The sequence below is a fragment of the Streptomyces sp. SN-593 genome, assembly GCF_016756395.1.
Lineage (GTDB): Bacteria > Actinomycetota > Actinomycetes > Streptomycetales > Streptomycetaceae > Actinacidiphila > Actinacidiphila reveromycinica.
Genome location: NZ_AP018365.1, coordinates 2528123 through 2550370 on the forward strand (window position 1 = coordinate 2528123; position 22248 = coordinate 2550370).

General features: G+C 75.0%; 18 protein-coding genes. All 18 read left to right on the top strand.

Annotated features, from left to right (window positions below):
• The first annotated feature begins 1 nt into the window (after position 1).
• Positions 2–577: a dTDP-4-dehydrorhamnose 3,5-epimerase family protein gene (locus RVR_RS10405; RefSeq protein WP_202233572.1), complete on the top strand. Its 576-nt coding sequence runs from the start codon at positions 2–4 to the stop codon at positions 575–577.
• Between the two features lie 154 nt (positions 578–731).
• Entirely contained in the window at positions 732–2996 is a 2265-nt protein-coding gene (locus tag RVR_RS10410) for an FAD-binding protein (protein WP_202233573.1), read from the top strand.
• Positions 2997–3007: 11 nt separating this feature from the next.
• On the top strand, positions 3008–3838 hold the full coding sequence (locus tag RVR_RS10415) for an NAD(P)H-binding protein (protein WP_202233574.1): 831 nt from the start codon (positions 3008–3010) through the stop codon (positions 3836–3838).
• The gene (locus RVR_RS10420; protein WP_202233575.1) at positions 3835–4659 is read left to right on the top strand and encodes an SDR family oxidoreductase; all 825 of its coding nucleotides are present in this window, start codon (positions 3835–3837) and stop codon (positions 4657–4659) included. The genes RVR_RS10415 and RVR_RS10420 overlap by 4 nt, the downstream gene beginning before the upstream one ends.
• A 77-nt stretch (positions 4660–4736) precedes the next feature.
• Positions 4737–5225 carry a flavin reductase family protein gene (locus tag RVR_RS10425; RefSeq protein WP_237404672.1) on the top strand — a complete coding sequence of 163 codons (489 nt, stop codon included), beginning with the start codon at positions 4737–4739 and terminating at the stop codon, positions 5223–5225.
• Positions 5226–5342: 117 nt separating this feature from the next.
• Complete coding sequence (locus RVR_RS10430) at positions 5343–6869, top strand: FAD-dependent monooxygenase (protein ID WP_202233576.1); 1527 nt, start codon at positions 5343–5345, stop codon at positions 6867–6869.
• Positions 6870–6994: 125 nt separating this feature from the next.
• Positions 6995–8053, top strand: a complete 1059-nt coding sequence (locus RVR_RS10435) for a methyltransferase (RefSeq protein ID WP_202233577.1) — start codon at positions 6995–6997, stop codon at positions 8051–8053.
• 149 nt (positions 8054–8202) lie between these two features.
• Entirely contained in the window at positions 8203–9249 is a 1047-nt protein-coding gene (locus RVR_RS10440) for a methyltransferase (protein ID WP_202233578.1), read from the top strand.
• Positions 9250–9495: 246 nt separating this feature from the next.
• Positions 9496–10884 (top strand): FAD-binding oxidoreductase, encoded by a 1389-nt coding sequence (locus RVR_RS10445; protein ID WP_202233579.1) that lies wholly within the window; start codon positions 9496–9498, stop codon positions 10882–10884.
• A 319-nt stretch (positions 10885–11203) separates the two neighbouring features.
• Positions 11204–12271, top strand: a complete 1068-nt coding sequence (locus RVR_RS10450; protein ID WP_202233580.1) for a glucose-1-phosphate thymidylyltransferase — start codon at positions 11204–11206, stop codon at positions 12269–12271.
• Entirely contained in the window at positions 12268–13305 is a 1038-nt protein-coding gene (rfbB, locus tag RVR_RS10455; protein WP_202233581.1) for a dTDP-glucose 4,6-dehydratase, read from the top strand. The genes RVR_RS10450 and rfbB overlap by 4 nt, the downstream gene beginning before the upstream one ends.
• Positions 13295–14332, top strand: coding sequence for an NAD-dependent epimerase/dehydratase family protein (locus RVR_RS10460; protein WP_202233582.1), 1038 nt, complete (start codon positions 13295–13297; stop codon positions 14330–14332). Before rfbB ends, RVR_RS10460 begins: the two co-directional genes overlap by 11 nt.
• Entirely contained in the window at positions 14329–15633 is a 1305-nt protein-coding gene (gene rfbH, locus RVR_RS10465) for a lipopolysaccharide biosynthesis protein RfbH (RefSeq protein WP_202233583.1), read from the top strand. The genes RVR_RS10460 and rfbH overlap by 4 nt, the downstream gene beginning before the upstream one ends.
• 129 nt (positions 15634–15762) lie before the next feature.
• Positions 15763–17172, top strand: a complete 1410-nt coding sequence (locus RVR_RS10470; protein WP_202233584.1) for an NDP-hexose 2,3-dehydratase family protein — start codon at positions 15763–15765, stop codon at positions 17170–17172.
• Entirely contained in the window at positions 17169–18128 is a 960-nt protein-coding gene (locus RVR_RS10475; RefSeq protein ID WP_272933071.1) for a Gfo/Idh/MocA family protein, read from the top strand. Before RVR_RS10470 ends, RVR_RS10475 begins: the two co-directional genes overlap by 4 nt.
• Before the next feature lie 242 nt (positions 18129–18370).
• Positions 18371–19753 (top strand): carboxylesterase family protein, encoded by a 1383-nt coding sequence (locus RVR_RS10480; RefSeq protein WP_202233585.1) that lies wholly within the window; start codon positions 18371–18373, stop codon positions 19751–19753.
• A gap of 116 nt (positions 19754–19869) precedes the next feature.
• On the top strand, positions 19870–20832 hold the full coding sequence (locus RVR_RS10485) for a cyclase family protein (RefSeq protein ID WP_272933072.1): 963 nt from the start codon (positions 19870–19872) through the stop codon (positions 20830–20832).
• Positions 20829–22247: an MmgE/PrpD family protein gene (locus RVR_RS10490; RefSeq protein ID WP_202233586.1), complete on the top strand. Its 1419-nt coding sequence runs from the start codon at positions 20829–20831 to the stop codon at positions 22245–22247. The genes RVR_RS10485 and RVR_RS10490 overlap by 4 nt, the downstream gene beginning before the upstream one ends.
• Position 22248 lies beyond the last annotated feature (1 nt).

Sequence of the window (22248 nt, forward strand, 5' to 3'; positions counted from 1 at the left end):
CGTGGACGTCGTCGAGACCACCGTGCCGGGCGCGTTCGTGTTCACGCCGCGGCAGATCCGCGACGAGCGGGGCGCGTTCTTCGAGGCGTTCCGTGACGACCAGGTCGAGGCGGCCACCGGCCGCCCGTTCCGACCGGAGCAGATCAACTACTCCGTCTCCCGGCGCAACACCCTGCGCGGCATCCACGGGGTGGCCGTACCGCCGGGGCAGGCGAAGTACGTCACCTGCGTCCGCGGGGCGCTGCGCGACATCGTGGTCGACCTGCGGGTCGGCTCCCCCACCTTCGGCGCCCACCACGTGACGTCGCTGGACGCCGGGTCCGCGCGGTGCGTGTACGTGCCGGACGGGGTGGGGCACGGATTCCTCTCGCTCACCGACGACGCCTGCATCTGCTACGTGGTCTCCACGCGGCACGTGCCCGGCACGCAGATCGACATCAACCCGCTCGACCCCGACCTCGCGCTGCCGTGGGAGTTCGACGAGCCGCCGCTGATGTCGGAGAAGGACGCGACGGCACCCGGCGTGCACGCGGCGCTCGCCGCCGGGTCGCTCGCGAACTGGCACGACGTGCGCTGAAGCCGTCCCGTGGGCCGGACGCGCCCCGAGCCGCCCCCGAACCGGACGGCCCGCGGCCGCGCGACCCGGCCGTACCACGCCCGGACGCCGGGCCGGCCTCCCCCGCACGCGGCGGCCCGTCCGGCGAAGTCCCTGGAGAAGGTGGACAACCGACATGCCCGATACGCACTTTGCGGCCGACCCGGCCCAGACCCCGGTGGGTGTCTGGACCGGCTCGGTCCGCCACGACGACCAGACCGACCCCTACACCATTTCCTTCGCACCGGACGGGACGATCGCGCTGCGCACCCCCGTCACGGTCGGCACCGGGACGTGGGTCGCCGGCCCGCCGGGGCGGTTCTCCTACGAACTCACCGAGGTCTTCACGCCGGCGAGCGGCCACGCGGGCCACCTGGAGGCCCACGTCGAGGGCCGGCTCGACGGATCGGCGCACAGCGGCACCGGCACCGCCAGGATCTACACCCCCGACGGGGTGCTGGTGCACACCACCACGGCGGAGTCCGCCGGTGAGCGGGTCGGCGACCGGCCGGCCGCCTGGCACGCCCTCGTGGGCCTGGGCGCGCCGATCCGCGGACGCACGCTCCACCGCGGCGACGACGGGTTCGACGAGGCGGTGTCCCGCCGGCCCGGCAACGGAGGGCGTCCGGAGGCGGTCGTGGTCGCCGCGGACGCCGACGACGTGGCCGCCGCGGTCCGGTTCGCCGCCGAGGCGCGCCGCGCGGTCGCGGTGGAGCCCGGCGGGCCGGCGCCCGCCGACGGCGCGGTGCTGGTGGTGACCGCGGACCTGACGGAACTGGCGGTCGATCAGCGGGCCGCGACTGCCCGGATCGGGGCGGGTCTGCGGTGGGGCGAGGTGCTCGCGGCGGCCGCCGAGCACGGTCTCGCCCCGCTGCGCGACCTGCCGGCGGACGCCGGTGCGGCGGACTACCTGACCGGGGACGCGTCCTGGGCCCGCGGCGCGGCCGCCCCCGCCTCGCACGACGTCCGCTCCCTCGAACTGGTCACCGCCGACGGCCTGGTCCGCACCACCTCGCCCACCCGGGAGCCCGACCTGTTCTGGGCGGTGCGCGGCGGCGCGAGCGGCCTCGGCGTGCTGACCGGCGCCGAGATCGGGCTGGCGCCGGCGCTCCCCGCCGACGGCGGCGAGCCCGCGGGCGCCCGGCCGGCGGCCCCGCACCCGCACCCTCACCCGAACGCGAGGCGGCTCGCCGAACTGAAGGCCGCGTACGACCCGCACGACCTGTTCCGTACCCACCACAGCACCCCGCCGTCGCCGACGGCGGGCGAGAGGGGAACCACCGGCATGCCGCTTTCCACGGACCCGCAGTCGGCGATGGCCGAACTCGTCAAACTGGCCGGAGCGCAGGCCGCCCGGGCCGACGCCGAGCGCAAGGTGAGCCCGGAGGTGATCCGGGCGGTGGTGGACGCCGGGTTCGCCCGGTGGCGGGTGCCGGCCCGCTGGGGAGGGGCCGAGCGCAGCCACGCCGAGCTGACCGCCGCGGTGGCCCGGCTGGGCGAGGAGTGCTCGTCGACCGCCTGGCTGGCCAGTGTCGCCGCCTACTCCGCCCGCTACGTGGCCTGCATGCCGGAGCAGGGCCAGGCCGACATCTGGGCGGACGGCCCCGACGTGCTGGCGGCGATCGTCTTCAAGCCGCTGGGCACGGTCGTCCCGGTGGACGGCGGGTTCCGGCTGTCCGGTTCCTGGACCTACGTCAGCGGCGTCGACCACTTCGACTGGGCCCTGCTGACCGGCCCCGGCCCCGGCCCGAGCGCGGCCGGGCAGCCGATGCGGCTGTTCGCGGTGCCGCGGCGGGACTACGCCTACGAGGACACCTGGTCCTCCCTCGGCATGCGGGCTACCGGCAGCCACACGCTCGTCCTGGACGACGTCTTCGTGCCCGAGCACCGCACCTGCCTGCGCGAGGACGCGATGCGGGGCGCGCTGGTGGGCCTGCCCGGGTACACCCAGTTGTCGAACCCCGCCGTGAGCGGGCTGATGTTCGTCTCCCCCGTGCTCGGCGCCGCGCGCGCCGCCTTGGCGGTCGCGGCGCAGTCCGTGGCGGTCGCCCCCACCGGGCCGCGGACCCACGCCGGCCAGCCCTACCAGGTGGACTTCGCCCGGGCCGCCGGGGAGATCGACGCGGCCCAACTGCTGCTGGAGCGGGCCGCCGCCGTCGCGGACGGCGACGCGGTGCCGCCGGAGCTCGCGCGCCGCAACCGCCGGGACTGCGCGCTGGCGCTCCAGATGCTGATCGGCGCGGTCGACCGGCTGCTGCGGATCGGCGGCACCCGGGCCCAGGACGACGGGCACCCGCTCCAGCGCTACTGGCGGGACGTGCGCTCGGTCTCCAGTCACGCGGTGATGCAGTTCGAGCCCGCGGGGCTCGCCTTCACCGAAGGTCTCGTCGGACAGCCCTGAAGAGGACGGCCATGATCCTGGTAACCGGAGCCACCGGCCATGTCGGCAGGCCGCTGGTGGAGGAGTTGTCGGCGGCCGGCCGGAAGGTCCGGGCGCTCAGCCGCGACCCGGCGCGGGCCGGCCTGCCCGCCGGGGTCGAGGTGGCCGCCACCTCCGACCTCCCCCTCGACGGCGTCACGTCCGTCTTCCTCGTGACGGCCGCCTTCCCGGACGGCTGCGCGGAGCCGATCGCCCGGATGAAGGCGGCCGGGGTGCGCCGCATCGTCGCCCTGTCGTCCTACTCGGTCCTCGACGACGATCCCCGGAACATGATCGGTGTCAGGCACCGCGAGCTGGAACGCCGGATCGAGGAGACCGGCGCCGAGTGGACCTTCCTGCGGCCCGCCGGGGGGTTCGCGGCGACCGCCCTGGAGTGGGCCGCGCGGATCCGCGCCGACGGCGTCGCCCGCTCGCCGTTCGCGGACGCGCGGACCGCCCCGGTGCACGAACGGGACATCGCGGCCGTGGCCGCCCGCGCGCTGCTCACCGACGACCTGGTGGGCGAGGCACCGCTGTTCAGCGGGCCGGAGTCGCTCAGCTACGCCGACCGGGCGCGGATCATCGGCGAAGTGGCCGGCCGGCCGGTCCGCTTCGAGGAGCTCACCCCCGACCAGGCCCGGCAGGAGTGGCTGCGGGCCGGTGTCCCCCCGCACGCCGTGGAGGCACGGCTGCGGATGTTCGCCCGGCTGGTCGGGCACCCGCACGAGATCTCACCGGTCGACCCCTACCTCGGCAGGCCCGGGCTGAGCTTCGCCCGGTGGGCGGCCGACCACATCGACTCGTTCCGAGAGGCGGCGTCATGATTCTGGTAACCGGTGCCCGGGGCAACGTGGGCGGCGAGTTGCTGCGGCAACTGAGCGCGGGGGGGCACGCCGTCCGCGCGCTCACCCGGGACGCGGCGCGGGCCGGGCTCCCGGCCGGTGCGGACGTGGCCGAGGGCGACTTCGGCACGGCGGGGTCGCTGGCCGCGGCGCTCGCCGGGGCGGACTCCCTGTTCCTGATGACCTCGGGCCACGAGACCGCGGTGCTCCGGGAGGCGGTGCGCGCCGGGGTACGGCGGGTGGTGCTGCTGTCCAGCATGGCCGCGACGACCCGGCCGCAGTCCCTCATCGGCAGGATGCACCGGGAGGCGGAGCTCGCCGTCGAGGCGTCCGGGGTGGAGTGGACGTTCCTGCGACCGGGCCAGTTCGCCTCCAACACGCTGGCGTGGCGGTCCCAGCTCGCGGCGGGCGACGTCGTGCGCACGCCGTTCGCGGACGTGGCCCTGCCGGCCGTCCACCCCGGCGACATCGCGGCGGTGGCCCGCACCGCGCTCACCCGGAACGGGCACGCCGGACAGGCGTACCCGCTCAGCGGGCCCGAGCCGGTCACACCCGTCGAGCAGGTGGCGGCGGTCGGCGAGGCGATCGGCCGGAAGCTGCGCCACGAGGAGATCGGCCCGGAGCAGGCCGCGGCGGCGATGGCCGCGCACATGCCGGCCCCGATCGTGGCGGCCAGCCTGGAGTTCCTCGGCAGCCCCACCCCGGAGGAGACCCGGCCGGTGCCCACCGTCGAGAAGGTGACCGGGACGCCGGCGCGGACCTTCGCGCAGTGGGCGCGCGACAACGCCGACGGATTCCGCTGACACCTGGTCACGAGGGAGGGAACGCGCGTGAGAGCACTGGTGCCCGCCGCGGCGGCCGCATCCCGGGGGGCGCGGCCATGCTGACCCAGCGCGGCTTCCGCGACGTCCTGGGATGCTTCAGCACCGGAGTGGTGCTGGTGACCGCGGACCATGACGGCGCGCCGGTCGGCATGGCGGTGAACTCCTTCACCTCCGTGTCGCTGGACCCGCCGCTGATCGCCTTCTGCGTCGCGCTGACCTCCACCACGTGGCCGCTCATCCGGGCGACCGGCGGCTTCGCGATCACCATCCTCAGCGACACGCAGGAGGACGTCTGCCGGGTCTTCTCGGCCCACGGCGCGGACCGGTTCGCCGACGGCGACTGGACCCGGACGCCCGCCGGGCGCGCCGTGACGGCCGACGGGCTCGGCTGGCTGGACTGCCGGATCAGGACGGTCCAGGTCGAAGGGGACCACGAACTGGTCATCGCCCAGGCGCTGGACTGGTCCATCGGGGCCGACGCCCGGCCGTTGATCTTCCACTCGGGCCGCTACGCCAGCCTCAGGGAGCGTTCGGATGCGGAATGACACCGCCGGCCGGCCGGCGCGCCCCTTCGCACGGCGGGCCGCGGGCCCCGCGGCCGACGCCACGACGGCCGACGCCACGACGGCCGACGCCACGACGGAACCACAGGAGGTGTCCTCATGACCGGAGTGATCGTCGCGGGCGCCGGCCCGACCGGGCTGATGCTCGCCTGCGAACTGCGACTGGCCGGGGTGGACGTCCTGGTCGTGGAGCGGCTCGCGGAGCCGAACGGCCGGTCGCGGGCCGGCGGCCTGCACGCCCGGAGCGTGGAGCTGTTCGACCAGCGCGGGATCGCGGAGCGGTTCGTCGCGGCGGGCCGGCCCGGGCCGTTCGCGCACTTCTCGTTCATCCCGCTGGACATCCGGGACCTGCCGACGCGGTTCCCGTACGCGCTGGCCATCCCCCAGGCCCAGGTCGAACGGCTGCTGGAGGAGCGGGCGGTGGAGCTGGGCGTACGGGTGCGCCGGTCCGCCGAGGTGGTCGACCTGCGCCAGGACGCCACCGGGGTGGACGTGCGGATCGCCGGTGAGCGGGGCGTCGAGTGGCTGCGCGCCGGCTACCTGGTGGGCTGCGACGGCGGCCGCGGCGCGGTGCGCAAGCTCGCCGGCATCGGGCTGTCCGGCACACCGGCCACGCTCACCGCGCTGCTCGGCGACGTGGTGCTCACCGACCCGCCCGCCGACGTGGTCTTCGGCGCCGACAGCCGCCGGGAGCACGGGTCCGTGATGATCTTCCCGGCCGACGTCCCCGGCCTGCACCGGGTGATCACCATGGAGTTCGGCAAGGTGACGGAGCGGGACTCCCCGGTGACCCTGGACACGCTGCGCCAGGCGTGCCTCGGGCTCGGGGGCACCGACTTCGGCATGCACGACCCGCACTGGCTGAGCAGCTTCAGCGACGCCGCCCGGCAGGCGGACCGGTACCGCGAGGGGCGGGTCCTGCTGGCCGGGGACGCGGCGCACGTCCACTTCCCCTCCAGCGGGCAGGGCATGAACCTGGGGCTCCAGGACGCCGTCAACCTCGGCTGGAAGCTCGCCGCGGTCGCCCGCGGGCAGGCCCCGGACGAGCTGCTGGACAGTTACGGCGCCGAGCGGCGCCCGGCCGTCGAGCGGATGCTCGACAGCACCCGGGCGCAGACCGCCCTGTGGCGCCCGGACGCCCAGATCGAGGCGCTGCGCGGGGTGTTCGGCGCCCTGGTCGGCTCCGAGGAGGTCAACCGCGCGCTGGGCGGCACCTGCACCCAGCTCGACGTCCGCTACCCCCTGGGCGACGGTTCGCCGGCCCTCGGCCGCCGGATGCCCGACCTCGACATCACGTCGCCCTCCGGGCACACCCGCGTCTTCGAGTCGCTGCACGCGGGGCGCCCGGTCCTGCTCGACCTCGGCGGCCGGCCGGGCCTCAGGGCCGCCCTTGAGGGCTGGACGGACCGGGTGGACCTGGTCGAGGCGCGGTGCGAGGACGACTTCTGGAGCTACCCGGTGATCGGCGACGTCCCGGCCGCCACGGCCGTGCTGATCCGCCCGGACGGCCACGTCGCCTGGGTCGCGCCCGCCGCGCCCGCCGCGGACGCCGTCGCGTCGGACGCCTCCGCCGCGTCCCTCGGGTCCGCGCTCACCCGGTGGTTCGGCCCCGCCCGCGGCCACTGACCCGTACCTGTACCCGTTCCCGTTCCCGTATCCGTATCCGTATCCGTACCAGGAGACCCGCCGCGACCGGCCCGCGCGCCGGGACGTGCACAGACCGGCACCGCCCACGTTGATCGGAGAATCGCGTGTCCAAGGACGAACTGACGCCCTCCCAGGAAGCCCCCGCGCTGCCCCCGGAGTTCGCCACGCTGATGCGGCTCGGCGACCTGGTGACCCCGATGGCGCTGCGGGTGGCCGCCCGCCTGCGGCTGGTCGACCACCTGCGCGGCGGCGTCCACGACGTCGAGTCGCTCGCGAAGGCGACCGGCTCCCACCAGCAGGCCCTCGGCCGGCTGATCCGCCACCTGGTCGCCGTCGAGGTGCTGGAGGAGTCCGAGCCGGGCCACTACACGCCCACCGCGCTCGGCGAACTGCTGGCCCACGACCACCCGGTGACCCAGGTGGGATGGCTGGACCCGACCCACATGATCGGGCGCGCGGACCTCGCGCTCATCCACCTCTTCGAAGCCGTCCGCGACGGCCGCCCCGTCTACGAGCGGCAGTACGGCAAGGAGTTCTGGGAGGACGTCTCGGCGGACCCGGTGCTCAGCGCCACCTTCTACGACCTGATGGCGCACGGCCAGAAGCACATCTTCGGCCTGGCGGTCGCGCAGCACGACTGGAGCGGCGCACGCCACCTGCTCGACGTGGGCGGCGGCGACGGGGACCTGATCGCCACCCTCCTCGCGGCGGAACCCGGCATCCGCGGCACGCTGGTGGAGCTGCCCGGTCCGGCGGCCCGGGCGCGGACGAAGTTCGAGGAGGCCGGGCTGGCCGGCCGGGCCGAGGTGGTGGCGGGCAGCTTCTTCGACCCGCTGCCGGTGACGGCCGACGTGATCGCGCTGTCCTTCGTCCTGCACAACTGGTCGGACCAGGACGCGGTGCGGATCCTGCGCAACTGCGCGCAGGCGCTGGAGCCCGGCGGGTCCCTGCTGCTCATCGAGTGCGCCGAGCAGTCGCCGTCGGCGCCGGACCCGGCCTTCACCAGCGGCGACCTGCGGATGATGGTCTACTTCGAGGGGCGCGAACGCACCCACGACCAGTGGCGGGAGCTCGCGACCGCGGCCGGCATGAGGATCGACTCGGTGTCCGGCGCGCTCGCGTACGGCGCCCGCGTGCTCACCCTCGTGAAGGCGTCCTCCTGACCGGCCGTCACCTCCACCGTCACCTCCATCTCGCGGTGCGCTCGCCCGGCACCGCCGGGCCGCACCGGCCACGCACACCAACCAGCCGGACCGCGGGACCGCGCCCCCGCGGCCGGATCGCGCACCGGCGCGGCGGAAGGGGAACCACTGTGGCGCACGACGAGGTCCGGGCGGCAGCCGCGGACGACCGCGGACACGTCATCCGACTCGTGTTCGGAAACCTGGCGGCGCGTGCCCTGCACGCGGCCGTCGAGCTGAGGATCGTCGAGCTGATCGGGGACGGGCAGCGGTCCGCCGCCGACCTCGCCGCGCGGGCCGGCACGGACCCGCAGTCCACGCTGCGGCTGCTGCGCGCGCTGACCGCCCTGGGCCTGCTCCGCGAGCCCGTACCGGGCACCTTCTCGGCCACGCCGGCCGGCGCGCTCCTCGACCCGGGCGCCCCGGGCTCGATGGCCGCGCTGGTGCTCTCCTCCGCGACCATGGAGCAGATGATGCGGCCCGGTTGGGACTACCTGGCCGACAGCGTCCGCACCGGGGACACCTCGTTCGAGAAGGTCTTCGACAAGGACTTCTTCAGCCACCTGCGGGACCACCCGGAGCGCTCCGCGCGCTTCAACGAGGCGATGAGCCAGGCCACCCGCAGCACCGCCGCGGTGCTGCCGGGCTCCTTCGACTTCGGCCGCTTCGGCACGGTCGCCGACGTCGGGGGCGGCGACGGCACCCTGCTCGCCGCCGTCCTGCGGGAGCACACCTCGCTGACCGGCATCCTCCACGACACCGAGGAGGGCCTCGCGCAGGCGCCGGAGACGCTGCGGCGCGACGGGCTCGCGGACCGCTGCTCCCTGGTGCCGGGGGACTTCTTCACGTCGGTGCCCGAAGGCGCCGACGTCTATCTCGTCAAGAGCATCCTGCACGACTGGCCGGACGACCGGTGCGCCACGATCCTCGGCCACTGCCGCGAGGTGCTGCCGGCCGGCGGGCGGGTGCTGATCGTGGAACCCGTGCTGGCGGAGGCGGTCGATCCCGGCGCCGTGGGGCTCTACCTCGGCGACCTCAACATGCTGGTGAACTGGGGCGGCCGGGAGCGCACCCGGACGGAGTTCGACGCGGTGTGCCACCGGGCGGGCCTGGAGATCGTGTCGGTGACGCCCCTCGCGGGCCCCGGCTTCTCCCTGATCGAGGCACGGGCCGTCTGACCGCGGGCACCTCCCCTTTCCCCGCCTTCGCGCCCCCGCATTCCGGTCGGCACGATAAACCGGAGGACCGATCCGGGAATTCCCATTTCCCCGACCGGCACCGGCCGTTGGCGTAAGGCGATCGGAGTTTCTCGGCTCCTTGACAGCCAATGGGCCGGGCTGACAGGGTCCGGGCGTCGGTCCGGCCCCGCTCGGAGCCGGACCGATCGGCCCGGGAAATCGCGACGCATATTACGGAGTCACTCCATGACAGCACCTCTCGACCGCGCCCCGCTTTCGGTCGGCGAACTCGACCCCGCACGGTACGGACAGGTCATCGGGCCCGGCGACGCCGGATACGACGCGGCACGCACCGTCTACGCCGGCGACGTCGACCGCAGGCCCGCCGTCGTCCTGCGCCCCGGCGACGCCGAGCAGGTCGCGCACGTCGTCGCCCTGGCGCGGGAGACCGGTCTGGAACTGGCCGTCCGCGGCGGCGGCCACAGCGCGGCCGGGCACAGCGTGTGCGAGGGCGGCATCGTCCTGGACCTGGCAGGCATGCGGGGACTGGAGATCGACGCCGAGGCCCGTACCGCCTGGGCCGAGGCCGGCGTCTTAGCCGGCGAGTACACCGAGGCCGCCGCGCGGCACGGGCTCGCGACCGGGTTCGGCGACAGCGCCGCGGTCGGGGTCGCGGGCATCACGCTGGGCGGCGGCATCGGCTACCTGACCCGCAAGCACGGCATGACCGCCGACGACCTGCTGGCCGCGGAGATCGTCACGGCCGACGGGGCGCTGCTGTCGGTGGACGAGCGGCACCACCCGGACCTGTTCTGGGCGATCCGCGGCGGTGGCGGCAACTTCGGGGTGGCGACCCGGCTGAAGCTGCGGCTGCACGAACTCGACGGCGTGTACGGCGGGATGATGGTCACCCCGGTGACCCCGGAGATCCTCGAAGCCTTCGTCGCCGAGGCCGAGGCCGCCCCCGACGAACTGTCCACCATCGTGAACGTGTGGACCGCGCCCCGGTTCCCCTTCATCCCGAAGGAGTACCACGGCAGGCCGGTCATCCTCGCGATGCTGTGCTACGCCGGCCCCGCCGAGGAGGGGGAGAAGGTCGTCGACCGGTTCCGGGCGATCGTGCCGCCGCTGGCCGACCTGGTGAAGGCCATGCCGTACCCCGGGATGTTCCCGCCGGTGAACCCCGACGAGCACCCGATCTCCGCGGCGCGCAACATGTTCATCGACCGGGTCGACAGGGCCACCGCCGAGACCATCGTGGAGCGGATCAGCACCTCGACCGCGCGGATGGCCTCGGCGCAACTGCGGGTGCTCGGCGGCGCCTTGGCGCGGGTCCCGTCCGAGGCCACCGCCTTCGCCCACCGGCGCAGCCGGATCATGGCCCACCTGGCCGCCGTCCACACCGGCGAGCCCGACGTGCACGAGGCGTGGGTCGAGGAGTTCGCGGCCGCCATCCGGCAGTCGGACTCCGGCTCCTACGCCAACTTCGTGGCGGCCGCGGACGCGGAACAGGTCCAAAACGCGATGTATCCCGGCGCCACGTGGGAACGGCTCACCCGGGTCAAGGCGGAATACGACCCGTCCAACCTGTTCCGCTCCAACCACAACATTCCGCCGGCGACCGCGCGCGGGTAATCAGGAACCGGAGGGAACGGAAAGGAAAGGGGAAGGAACGGCAGGATCGGGCGCGGGCGAAAAGGGGCGGCGGTCATACACCGACGGCTTTCGACGCCCGCCGGAAACGTGCCCGGCACGTGAGATCGAGCGGTCCTCCGAAGGCCGCGGTTCCCCTCAGTCAGCCCCCGCCCGTGCCGGCGGGGGCTCCGTCATGTCCGCGCGAGGCCCGCCCGTCCCGTCGGCGGGCCCGGGCTTTCCCGCGTGGGGCGTCCGGCCGGCCCGAACGCCCCTCGGCCGGCTCCACGGCACGAACACACGAACCCGAGAGGACCTCTCGATGAAGGCTCTGGTGCTCGCAGGCGGCTCCGGTACCCGCCTGCGGCCGTTCAGTTACTCGATGCCCAAACAGCTCATCCCCATCGCGAACACCCCCGTCCTGGTGCACGTGCTGCGGGGTGTCCGGGACCTGGGGGTGACCGAGGCCGGCGTCGTCGTCGGCGACCGCGGGCCCGAGATCGAGGCCGTGCTCGGCGACGGCTCCCGGTTCGGGCTGCGCATCACCTACATCCCCCAGGACGCGCCGCGCGGCCTGGCCCACGCGGTGTCCGTCGCCCGCGGCTTCCTCGGCGACGACGACTTCGTGATGTACCTGGGCGACAACATGCTGCCCGACGGGATCACCGGCATCGCCGAGCAGTTCGCCGCCCACCGCCCGGCCGCCCAGGTCGTCGTCCACAAGGTGCCCGACCCGCGCTCCTTCGGGGTCGCCGAACTCGGCCCCGACGGCGAGGTGCTGGCCCTGGCGGAGAAGCCGGCGCACCCGCGCAGCGACATGGCGCTCATCGGCGTGTACTTCTTCACACCGGCCATCCACGAGGCGGTGCGGGCCATCGGGCCCAGCGCCCGGGGCGAGTTGGAGATCACCGACGCGATCCAGTGGCTGGTCTCCTCAGGCGCGGACGTCCGGGCCGGCCAGTACGACGGGTACTGGAAGGACACCGGCGAGGTCGAGGGCGTCCTGGAGTGCAACAGCCGCCTGCTCGACCGCCTGGGACGGCGCGTCGGCGGCCACGTCGACGACGCCAGCGTCCTGGTCGGCCGGGTCGTGGTCGAGGCGGGGGCGCGCGTGCTGCGGTCCCTGGTCCAGGGTCCGGCGATCATCGGCGCCGGCACCGTCGTGGAGGACAGCCACGTGGGCCCGTACACCTCGATCGGGCGGAACTGCGTGGTCGCTGGCAGCCGGCTGGAGAGCTCCATGGCCCTGGACGGGGCGAAGGTCACCGGCGTCCTCGGCCTGCGCGACTCGCTGATCGGGCGGGCCGCCCTGGTCGGCACCACCGGCGCCGGCGCGGACCACCACTGCCTGGTCGTCGGGGACCACACCCGGGTGGAGGTGGCGGCATGAGAATCCTGGTCACCGGAGCGGCCGGCTTCATCGGCTCCCACTTCGTCCGCGAACTGCTCGCCGACGCCTACGCCGGGTGGGCGGGCGCCCACGTCACCGCCCTGGACAAGCTGACCTACGCCGGCAACCGGGACAACCTGCCCGCCGCGCACGAGCGGCTGGCGTTCGTCCACGGCGACGTCTGCGACCGCGACCTGCTCGCCGAACTCCTGCCGGGCCACGACGCGGTGGTCCACTTCGCGGCCGAGTCCCACGTCGACCGCTCCCTGGAGCACGCCGGCGCCTTCTTCCGCACGAACGTCCTGGGCACCCAGACCCTGCTGGACGCCGTGCTGGACAGCGACGTGGAACGCGTCGTGCACGTGTCCACCGACGAGGTGTACGGCTCGATCGAGGAGGGCTCCTGGACCGAGGAGTGCCCGCTGGCGCCCAACTCGCCGTACGCCGCCTCGAAGGCCGGCGCGGACCTGGTCGCGCGGGCCTACTGGCGCACCCACGGCGTGGACCTGTCCGTCACGCGCTGCTCCAACAACTACGGCCCCTTCCAGCACCCCGAGAAGCTCATCCCGCGGTTCGTCACGAACCTGCTGGAGGGCCGCCGGGTCCCGCTGTACGGCGACGGGCGCAACGTCCGCGAGTGGCTGCACGTGGACGACCACTGCCGCGGCGTCCACCTGGTGCTCAACCACGGCCAGCCCGGCGAGGTCTACCACATCGGCGGCGGCAACGCGTACACGAACCTCGCGCTGACCGAGGCGCTGCTCGACCTGACCGGCGCCGGCGAGGAGATGGTCCGCCGCGTGCCGGACCGCAGGGGGCACGACCTGCGGTACTCGATCGACGATTCGAAGATCCGCGAGCAGCTCGGCTACGCCCCGCGGACGGACTTCGCGACCGGTCTGGCCGAGACGGTCGCCTGGTACCGGGACAACCCGGACTGGTGGAAGGCCGCCGCGCACGGCGAGAGCCCCGCGCCCGGCGAGAACCCCGCGGACGGGGCGCGCCATGAGGACGGGGCGCGCCATGCGGTCTGACGCCCGCCCGGTGGCCGGGCTGCGCGTGGTCGTCCTGGGCGGTACCGGATTCGTCGGCCGCCACGTCGTCGAGGGCTTCGCCGCGCTCGGCGCGAGCGTGCTGCCGGTCTCCCGCACCGGCGGGCACGCCGGCGCGCGGGTGCGCCCGCCGCTGCGCCTCGACCTGCTCGCGGCGACGCCCGGGCGCATCGCCGGGATGCTCGGCGAGGCCGGCGCCGACGTGGTGGTCAACGCGGCCGGCCAGGTCTGGCGGTCGGACGAGGAGCAGATGGCGGCGGGCAACGCCGCGCTGGTCGAGCGCCTCCTCACCGCGCTCGCCTCGATGCCCGGCGATCCGCCGCGGCTCGTCCAGCTCGGCACCGTCCACGAGTACGGGGCCGGCGCGCCGGACGCCGGCACCGGTGAGGACCACCCGCCCGCCCCGGTCACCGCCTACGGGCGGACCAAGCTGCTGGGCACCCGGGCCGTGCTGGGCGCCGTACAGGAGCGGGGCGTGGACGCGGTGGTGCTCCGGCTCGCCAACGTGATCGGGTCCGGGGTGCCGGAGGGCAGCCTCTTCGGCCGGGTCGCGGCCCACCTCGGCGCGGCCGCGCACGCCGTCCGACGCGGCGGGCGGGCCGCCGAGTTGCGGCTCCCGCCGCTGCGCGCCGCCCGCGACCTGGTGGACGCGCGCGACGCCGCCGCGGCGGTGCTGGCCGCGGCCACGGCGCCGGGGGCGGCCGTCACGGGCCGGGTGGTCAACGTGGGCCGCGGCGAGGCGGTCCCGATGCGCGGGCTGATCGACCGGATGGTCGCGCTGAGCGGCATCCGGGTCCCGGTCGTCGAGGAACCGCTGTCCCCGTCCTCGCGCACCGACGTCGCCTGGCAGCGGCTGGAGATCGCGCGCGCCGGGCGGTTGCTGGGCTGGCGCCCGCGCCGGGACCTCGACGACTCGCTGCGCGACCTGCTCGCGCCCGTACTGCCGCCGGACCGGCCACCGCTCGGCGGCACGGTCCACGCACCGCACCCGGAGGAGGAGTCACCGTGAGCGACCGCAAGGAACGGATACTCGAGGACGTCCGCCGGCACCACCAGGAGGTCTCCCCGGAACGGGAGTTCGTGCCCGGCACGACGGAGATCTGGCCGTCCGGCGCGGTGCTGGACGAGACGGACCGCGCGGCCCTGGTGGAGGCCGCGCTGGACATGCGCATCGCGGCCGGGCGCAGCGCCCGCTCGTTCGAGTCCTCCTTCGCCCGGCGGATGGGGCGCCGCAAGGCCCACCTGACCAACTCCGGTTCGTCGGCGAACCTGCTGGCCGTGTCGGCGCTGACCTCGCACGTCCTGGGGGACCGCCGGCTGCGGCCGGGCGACGAGGTGATCACCGTCGCGGCGGGCTTCCCGACCACCGTCAACCCGATCCTGCAGAACGGCCTCGTGCCGGTCTTCGTGGACGTGGACCTCGCCACCTGCAACACGACGGCCGACCGGGTGGCCGCCGCGATCGGGCCGAGGACGCGGGCGATCATCGTCGCGCACGCGCTGGGCAACCCGTTCCCCGTCACCGAGATCGCCCGACTCGCCGAGGAACACGGCCTGTTCCTGATCGAGGACAACTGCGACGCGGTCGGCTCGCGGTACGACGGGAAGCTGACCGGCTCCTTCGGCGCCATGGCCACCGTCAGCTTCTACCCGGCGCACCACCTCACGATGGGCGAGGGCGGCTGCGTGCTGACCTCGGACCTGGGCCTGGCCCGGATCGTGGAGTCGCTGCGGGACTGGGGCCGGGACTGTTGGTGCGAGCCCGGCGAGAACGACAAGTGCCTCAAGCGCTTCTCGTACCAGATGGGCACCCTGCCTGCCGGGTACGACCACAAGTACATCTTCTCCCACGTCGGCTACAACCTGAAGGCGACCGACATCCAGGCGGCGCTGGGCCTGAGCCAGTTGGCCAGGCTCGACGACTTCATCGCGGCCCGGAAGCGCAACTGGCGGCGGCTGCGGGACAGTCTGGACGGGGTGCCCGGCCTGCTGCTGCCCGAGGCCACCCCGCGCTCCGACCCGAGCTGGTTCGGCTTCGTGCTCACCGTCGATCCCCGGGCGGCGTACAGCCGCGCCGAGCTGGTGGCCTTCCTCGAAGCCCGCAAGATCGGCACCCGCCGGCTGTTCGCCGGCAACCTCACCCGGCACCCGGCCTACATCGGGCGGCCGTTCCGGGTGGTGGGCGGGCTGGAGAACAGCGACGTCATCGCCGACCACACCTTCTGGATCGGGGTCTACCCGGCGCTCACCGACGAGATGTTGGACTACGTCTCCGCCTCGATCAAGGAGTTCGCGGCCTCGCACGGCTGAGCCGGCCGGCCGTCCGGAGCAGCCGCCCGCACCGACCGTCCCGAGCGGGCAGCCGCCCGCGTCCCACCGCCCCCGCGCCGCCGCGTCCGACCGCCGGGACCCGGCGCACCGAACCCAGGGAGACCCCTGATGCTTTCCCCGCCCCTCCGTCCCCCGCTCCAGGCGCGTGTGGACGCGCGCCTGCGCTCCCGCATCGCGCTGTCCGCCGCGGCCGAGGAAGGCGTCCAGTTGCGCACCGGGGACTTCGCCGCCTGGCTGGCCGAGCGCGGCCGGGCCACCGACTTCCGCGTGGAGCGCATCCCGTTCGCGGAGCTGGACGGCTGGTCGTTCGACGAGCGCACCGGCAACCTCGGCCACCGCAGCGGCCGCTTCTTCACCGTCGAGGGACTGCACGTCACGGAGGAGGCCGGCCCCTTCGGGGACGGCCCCTACGCCGACTGGTACCAGCCCATCATCAAGCAGCCCGAGGTCGGCATCCTCGGCATCCTCGTCAAGGAGTTCGACGGGGTGCCGCACTTCCTGATGCAGGCCAAGATGGAGCCGGGCAACCCGAACCTGCTCCAGCTCTCCCCCACCGTCCAGGCCACCCGCAGCAACTACACCAAGGCCCACAAGGGCGCGGACGTGAAGTACATCGAGTACTTCGCCGGTCCGCGCCGCGGCCGCGTCATCGCCGACGTGCTCCAGTCCGAGCACGGCTCGTGGTTCTACCGGAAGTCCAACCGGAACATGATCGTCGAGGCCACCGGCGACGTGCCGCTGCTCGACGACTTCTGCTGGCTCACCCTCGGCCAGATCAGCGCGCTGCTGCACCGGGACAACGTGGTGAACATGGACTCGCGCACCGTGCTGTCCTGCCTGCCGCACCCGGACACCGCGGCGCGCGCGCTGCTCAGCGACATCGAGCTGTCCTCCTGGATCACCGGGGAGCGCGCCCGGCACGACGTGCGCACCGAGCGGGTCCCGCTGGCCTCCGTCCCCCGGTGGAAGCGCGGCGAGAGCACCATCGAGCACGAGGACGGCCGCTACTTCCGGGTCGTGGCGGTGTCGGTGCGGGCGGGCAACCGCGAGGTCACCGGATGGACCCAGCCGCTCTTCGAACCGGTGGGCCAGGGCGTCACCGCCTTCCTGTCCCGCGCGTTCGACGGCGTGCGCCACGTCCTGGTGGCCGCCCGCGTCGAGGGCGGCTTCCTCGACACCATCGAGCTGGGCCCCACGGTGCAGTGCACCCCGGACAACTACGCCCACCTCGCCCCGCCGGACCGGCCGCTGTTCCTCGACACGGTGCTGCGCGCGCCCGCGGACCGCATCCGCTACGAGGCGATCCACTCCGAGGAGGGCGGGCGCTTCCTCAACGCGGAGAGCCGCTACCTGATCGTGGACGCGGACGAGTCCGACGCGCCGCAGGACCCGCCGCCCGGCTTCGCCTGGGTCACCCCGGCGCAGCTCACCTCGCTGGTCCGCCACGGCCACTACCTCAACGTCCAGGGCCGCAGCCTGCTGGCGCGCCTCAACGCGGCCGAGCCGGCCGGCCGGTGAGCACACCGGTGCGCATCGGGGTGCTCGGCTGCGCGGACATCGCGGTGCGCCGGATGCTCCCCGGTTTCGCGGCCGGTCCGGACACCGAGGTCGTCGCCGTCGCCAGCCGGCGGCTGGCGGCGGCGGAGCGGGTCGCGGAGCGCTTCGGCGGCCGCGCGGTGCGCGGCTACGCCGGGCTGCTGGAACTCGACGAGGTGGACGCGGTCTACGTGCCGCTGCCCGCCTCGCTGCACGACCGGTGGGCCGAGGCCGCGCTCGACGCCGGCAAGCACGTGCTCGCGGAGAAGCCCCTCACCGCGAGCGCCGCCCGCACCGGGCGGCTGCTGGACCTGGCCCGGGACCGCGGGCTGGCGCTGATGGAGAACGTCCTGTTCGTCCACCACCGGCGGCACGCGGCGGTACGGCGCCTGGTGGCCGACGGCGCGATCGGCGAACTGCGTTCGCTGCACGCCGCGTTCAGCATTCCCGCGCTGCCGGACACCGACATCCGCTACCGGCCCGAACTGGGCGGCGGCGCGCTGGCCGACGTCGGCGTCTACCCGCTGCGCGCGGCCCTGCACTTTCTCGGCCCCGGGCTGGAGGTCGCCGGGGCGGTGCTCGCCCGGGAGGACGGCCGCGAGGTCGAGACGTCCGGCGCCGCCCTCCTGCGCACCCGCGAGGGCCCGACCGCGCAGGTCGCCTTCGGCATCGGGCAGGCGTACCTGTCCCGGTACGAACTGCGGGGCAGCACCGGGCGGATCACGGTGGACCGCGCGTTCACCCCGCCCGCCGACCTCGTCCCGGTGATCGGGCTGCACCGGGGCGGACAGCGGGAGGAGATCCGGCTCGCCCCGCACGACCAGGTGGCCGCCGCAATCGCCGCCTTCGCCGCCGCGGTGCGCGCCGGCTCCGCCCCGGCCGAGGAGACGCTGCGCCAGGCCCGGCTGCTGGACGACGTCCGCGCGCACGCCGCGTGACCCGCCCCCGCCCGCGCGGGGTCCGGCCAGGGTGCGCACCGCGCGGTACCGGAGCGCCGACCCTCCCCCGCCCGCGCGGGGGTCCGTACGCCCTGCCCCGCCCGGGCGCAGGACCCGCCCCGCCCGCGGACGCGGGCCCGTACACCCCGCCCCGACCGCGGGCGACTGGCGAAACGGCCGGCGCCCCGTGGTCCGGCCACCGAGGAAAGACCGCTGCCCTGAGGATTCGGAGACGGCACCCGATGCGTGACCACACCGAGAGCGACCTGACAGTCCAGACCACGTCCGGACCGGCCCACGGCTTCCTGGACCGGGGCACGCCGAACTGGCGCGGCGTGCCCTACGGCCGGATCGAGCGGCGGTTCCGGCCACCGGTCCCCGCCGAGCCGGCCGGGCGGATCACCGCGCACCACTGGGGCCCCGTCAGCTGGCAGTTGCCGATCCAGCTCGGCACGACCTGGGCCCTCGTCCCTCTTGACGACGTCGAGGACGAGCAGTGCCTGAACCTGAACATCTGGTCCACCGGCTCACCCCGCGACGAGCCCCGCCCGGTCCTGGTGTGGCTGCACGCCGGCGGCCGGGTGTACGGCAGCGGCCGCACCTGGGTCGACCCGTGGCACCTCGCCGCCCGCCAGGGCGCGGTCGTGGTGACCGCCAACTACCGCCTGGGCCCGTGGGGATGGCTCTACCTGGGCGGCCACGACCCGGCCTTCAAGGACAGCGCGAACCTCGCGATCCTCGACCAGGTCCTGCTGCTGCGCTGGGTACGGGAGAACATCGCCGGGTTCGGCGGCGACCCGGCCAACGTCACGCTGTTCGGCATGTCCTCGGGCGGTTCCGACGTGGCGACGCTGCTGGCCACGCCCTCCGCCCGCGGGCTGTTCCACCAGGCGGCGGTCTACAGCGGCAACGCCGAGGCCCCGATCCCCCGGGAGGAGGCCGTCCGCTTCGCCGGGGAGTTCCTCGCCGCGGCCGGTCCGCTGGCGAGCACCCCGGAGGACCTGGTGCGGCTGCCGAACGCGGGGCTGCGGCACATCCACCGCAAGCTGCTCGAACAGGGCGCCACCGTCCGCTACGGCCCGGTCGTCGACGGCGACGTGCTGCCCGAGCAGCCGCTCGACGCGATCGGCGCGCCGCGCGGGACCGGCGGGCCGGACGTGCCGGTCCTGGTGTCGGTGACCTCGGACGAGGCGGGGCTGTACGCCGGTTTCGGCGAGGCGGCGGTCGACCGCACCTACGACATGCTGGTCGGCGGCGACCCGTCCCTCGACCAGGACGAGAAGATCAGGAGGATCTCCCGGACGTGCTTCTGGGAGCCCGCCGACCGGCTGGTGCGCGCGGTGCACCGTTCCGGGGGCAGCGTGTGGGCGCAGGAGTTCGCCTACGCCCCGACCACCTCGCACTTCGCGCGGACGAACCCGCACCTCGCGTCGCGTCCCGTGCACGGCACCGACACCGCGGCGCTGTTCGCCGACCCGGAGGGCACCGACGGCACCGCGGCCGACCGGATCGTCGCCGCCCGGGAGCAGGACGCGCTCATGGCGCTCGCCAGGCACGGACGCCCGCGCTGGGAGCCGTGGACCCCGCAGCGGCCGGTCACGCACCGGATCGCGGCACCCCGCTGATGCCCCGCACCCCACCGTCCCCCTCACCGTTCCCCCCGCCGGCGGCTCCCCCGCACGCGGCCCCGCGGACGCCGGCCGCGCCGCGCGCCGGGGAACCGGAAGGAGCCGAAGGAAAGATGCCGAGCAACGACCCCACGCACGCCGCCGCGACCGGCACCGTGACCGACCCCGCGCACGGCGCCGCGACCGACGCCGTCACCGACCCCACGCACGGCGCCGCGACCGACGCCGTCACCGACCCCACGCACGGCGCCGCGACCGCCGCCGTCACCACCGCACTCCTGGCCGGGATCGCCCGGGGGGTGCGCACCGTCGACCTGGGCCAACCGCTGTTCACCGGGATGCCGTGCTCGCCCAACCACCCCGGCTTCCGGATGGCGCTGACCCGCCGGCACGGCGACACCCTCCGCCCGGACGGCGGCTCCGCGAGCAGCGAGCTGATCGTCACCGGCGGGCACGTCGGCACGCACATCGACGCCCTCGCGCACGTCAGCCACGACGGCAGGCTGCACGGCGGCGTGGACGCGGCCGCGGCCCAGGCGGGCGGCTCCTTCGCCCGCCACGGCGCGGAGCACATCCCGCCGCTGGTCACCCGGGCCGTGCTGCTCGACGTGGCGGCCGTCCACGGCGTCGACGTGCTTCCGGCCGGATACGGCGTCACCCGGCAGGACCTGGCCGACGCGGCGGAACGCGCCGGCGTGCTGCCCGGGCCGGGCGACGTCGCCCTGGTGCGCACCGGGTGGGCCCGCACCTTCGCGGACCCGGTGGCCTACCTCGGGCACGCCTCCGGGGTGCCGGGCGTCACCGTGGAGGCCGCCGGATGGCTGGCGGCGCGCGCCGTCGCGGCCACCGGCGCGGACACGACGGCCTACGAGCAGATCCCGGCGGGCGACGGCCACCGGGTACTGCCGGTGCACCGGCTGCTGCTGGTGGAGCACGGCATCTACCTGATGGAGCACCTGAACCTGGAGCAGGCCGCGGCCGAGGGCCTGACCGAGTTCGTGATCGTGGTGGCCCCGCTGCGCATCGTCGGCGGCACCGGCTCCCCGATCCGGCCGGTCGCGGTGGTGGGCGCGTGAGCGCGACCCCCGCCGAGCGCCTGGCCGCGCTGGCCGCGCGCGTGCGCCGCGACGGCCTGCCGGCCCGGCTGCGCGACGACGTCGCCGGCCGGGTCCTGGACCTGCTGGGCAACTGCCTCGCGGCGCTGCCCGAACTGCCGGCCAGGGCGACCACCGCCGCGGTGCGGGAGTGGGGCGGCGCGCCGGACGCCACCGCCGTCGGGTCGGCCACCCGGCTGCCCGCCCCCTCGGCCGCACTGGTCAACGGCACGCTCGCGCACAGCATGGACTTCGACGACACCCACCTCCCGTCGGTGCTGCACCCGTCGGCCGCGGTGGTGCCGGCCGCGCTCGCCGTCGCCGAGGTGACCGGCGCCCGCGGTCCGGCGTTCCTGGACGCGGCGGCCGTCGGCATCGAGGTGACCTGCCGGCTGGGCATGGCCGGCTACGACGCCGAGCACGCGAACTCGGTGTTCTTCGACCGCGGGCAGCACGCGACCGCGATCTGCGGCACCGTCGGAGCGGCGGTGGCCGCCGGCATGCTGCGCGGGCTGACGGCCGATCAGCTGACCTCGGCGATCGGCATCGCGAGCAGCATGAGCTCCGGCATCATCGAGGCCAACCGCACCGGCGGCACCGTCAAGCGGGTGCACTGCGGCTGGGCGGCGCACGCGGGCGTGGTCGCCGCGGACCTGGCGCGGCACGGCCTGACCGGCCCGCCCACCGTGCTGGAGGGGCGGTTCGGGCTGCTGCGGGCGTTCTGCGGCGAGCGGTTCGCCCTCGACGCGGTCACCGAGGGGCTCGGCGAGCGGTGGGAGATCGACCGGATCTTCTACAAGCCGTACCCCTGCAACCACTTCACCCACGCGGGGGTGGACGCCGCCCTGCGGATACGCCGCTCCGGCGCCGATCCCGGGGCCGTCACCGGGATCGTCCTGGGCGTGCCCGAGCCGGTGCTGCGCACCATCGGCGAGCCGGCCGAGGAGAAGCGCCGGCCCCGCTCCGGCTACCACGCCGCCTTCAGCGGCCCCTACACCATCGCCGCGGCGCTGCTCGGCGGCGGCGGTCTCGGGCTGGGCCACGACGACTTCACCGACCGCGCGGTGGCCGACCCCGCGCGGCTGGCGCTGGCGGACAAGGTGCGGGTGGAGGCCGACGCCGAGTGCACCGCGGCCTTCCCGCACCAGTTCCCCGCGGTGCTCACCGTGCGGATGGCCGACGGGACGGTGCTGCGCGAGCGGGTCAGGAACAACCGCGGCGGCCCGGCCGACCCGCTGTCGCCCGACGAGCTGACCGCGAAGTTCCGGTCGAACGCGCGGCGCGCGGTGGACGGGGAAGCGGCCGCGGAACTCGCCCGCCGGGTGTGGCGGCTGACCTCCGACGGCCGGCCCGCACAGGTCGCCGAGGCGCTGCGCGACCACGCCCCCCGGCACTGAG

Bases quoted from the DNA above. Each gene is read 5' to 3' on its own strand.
- RVR_RS10415 (WP_202233574.1), top strand. From the start codon at position 3,008: ATGATCCTGGTAACCGGAGCCACCGGCCATGTCGGCAGGCCGCTGGTG.
- RVR_RS10470 (WP_202233584.1), top strand. From the start codon at position 15,763: ATGCTTTCCCCGCCCCTCCGTCCCCCGCTCCAGGCGCGTGTGGACGCG.
- RVR_RS10480 (WP_202233585.1), top strand. From the start codon at position 18,371: ATGCGTGACCACACCGAGAGCGACCTGACAGTCCAGACCACGTCCGGA.
- RVR_RS10425 (WP_237404672.1), top strand. From the start codon at position 4,737: ATGCTGACCCAGCGCGGCTTCCGCGACGTCCTGGGATGCTTCAGCACC.
- RVR_RS10485 (WP_272933072.1), top strand. From the start codon at position 19,870: ATGCCGAGCAACGACCCCACGCACGCCGCCGCGACCGGCACCGTGACC.
- RVR_RS10445 (WP_202233579.1), top strand. From the start codon at position 9,496: ATGACAGCACCTCTCGACCGCGCCCCGCTTTCGGTCGGCGAACTCGAC.
- RVR_RS10410 (WP_202233573.1), top strand. From the start codon at position 732: ATGCCCGATACGCACTTTGCGGCCGACCCGGCCCAGACCCCGGTGGGT.
- rfbB (WP_202233581.1), top strand. From the start codon at position 12,268: ATGAGAATCCTGGTCACCGGAGCGGCCGGCTTCATCGGCTCCCACTTC.
- RVR_RS10430 (WP_202233576.1), top strand. From the start codon at position 5,343: ATGACCGGAGTGATCGTCGCGGGCGCCGGCCCGACCGGGCTGATGCTC.
- RVR_RS10420 (WP_202233575.1), top strand. From the start codon at position 3,835: ATGATTCTGGTAACCGGTGCCCGGGGCAACGTGGGCGGCGAGTTGCTG.
- RVR_RS10450 (WP_202233580.1), top strand. From the start codon at position 11,204: ATGAAGGCTCTGGTGCTCGCAGGCGGCTCCGGTACCCGCCTGCGGCCG.
- RVR_RS10460 (WP_202233582.1), top strand. From the start codon at position 13,295: ATGCGGTCTGACGCCCGCCCGGTGGCCGGGCTGCGCGTGGTCGTCCTG.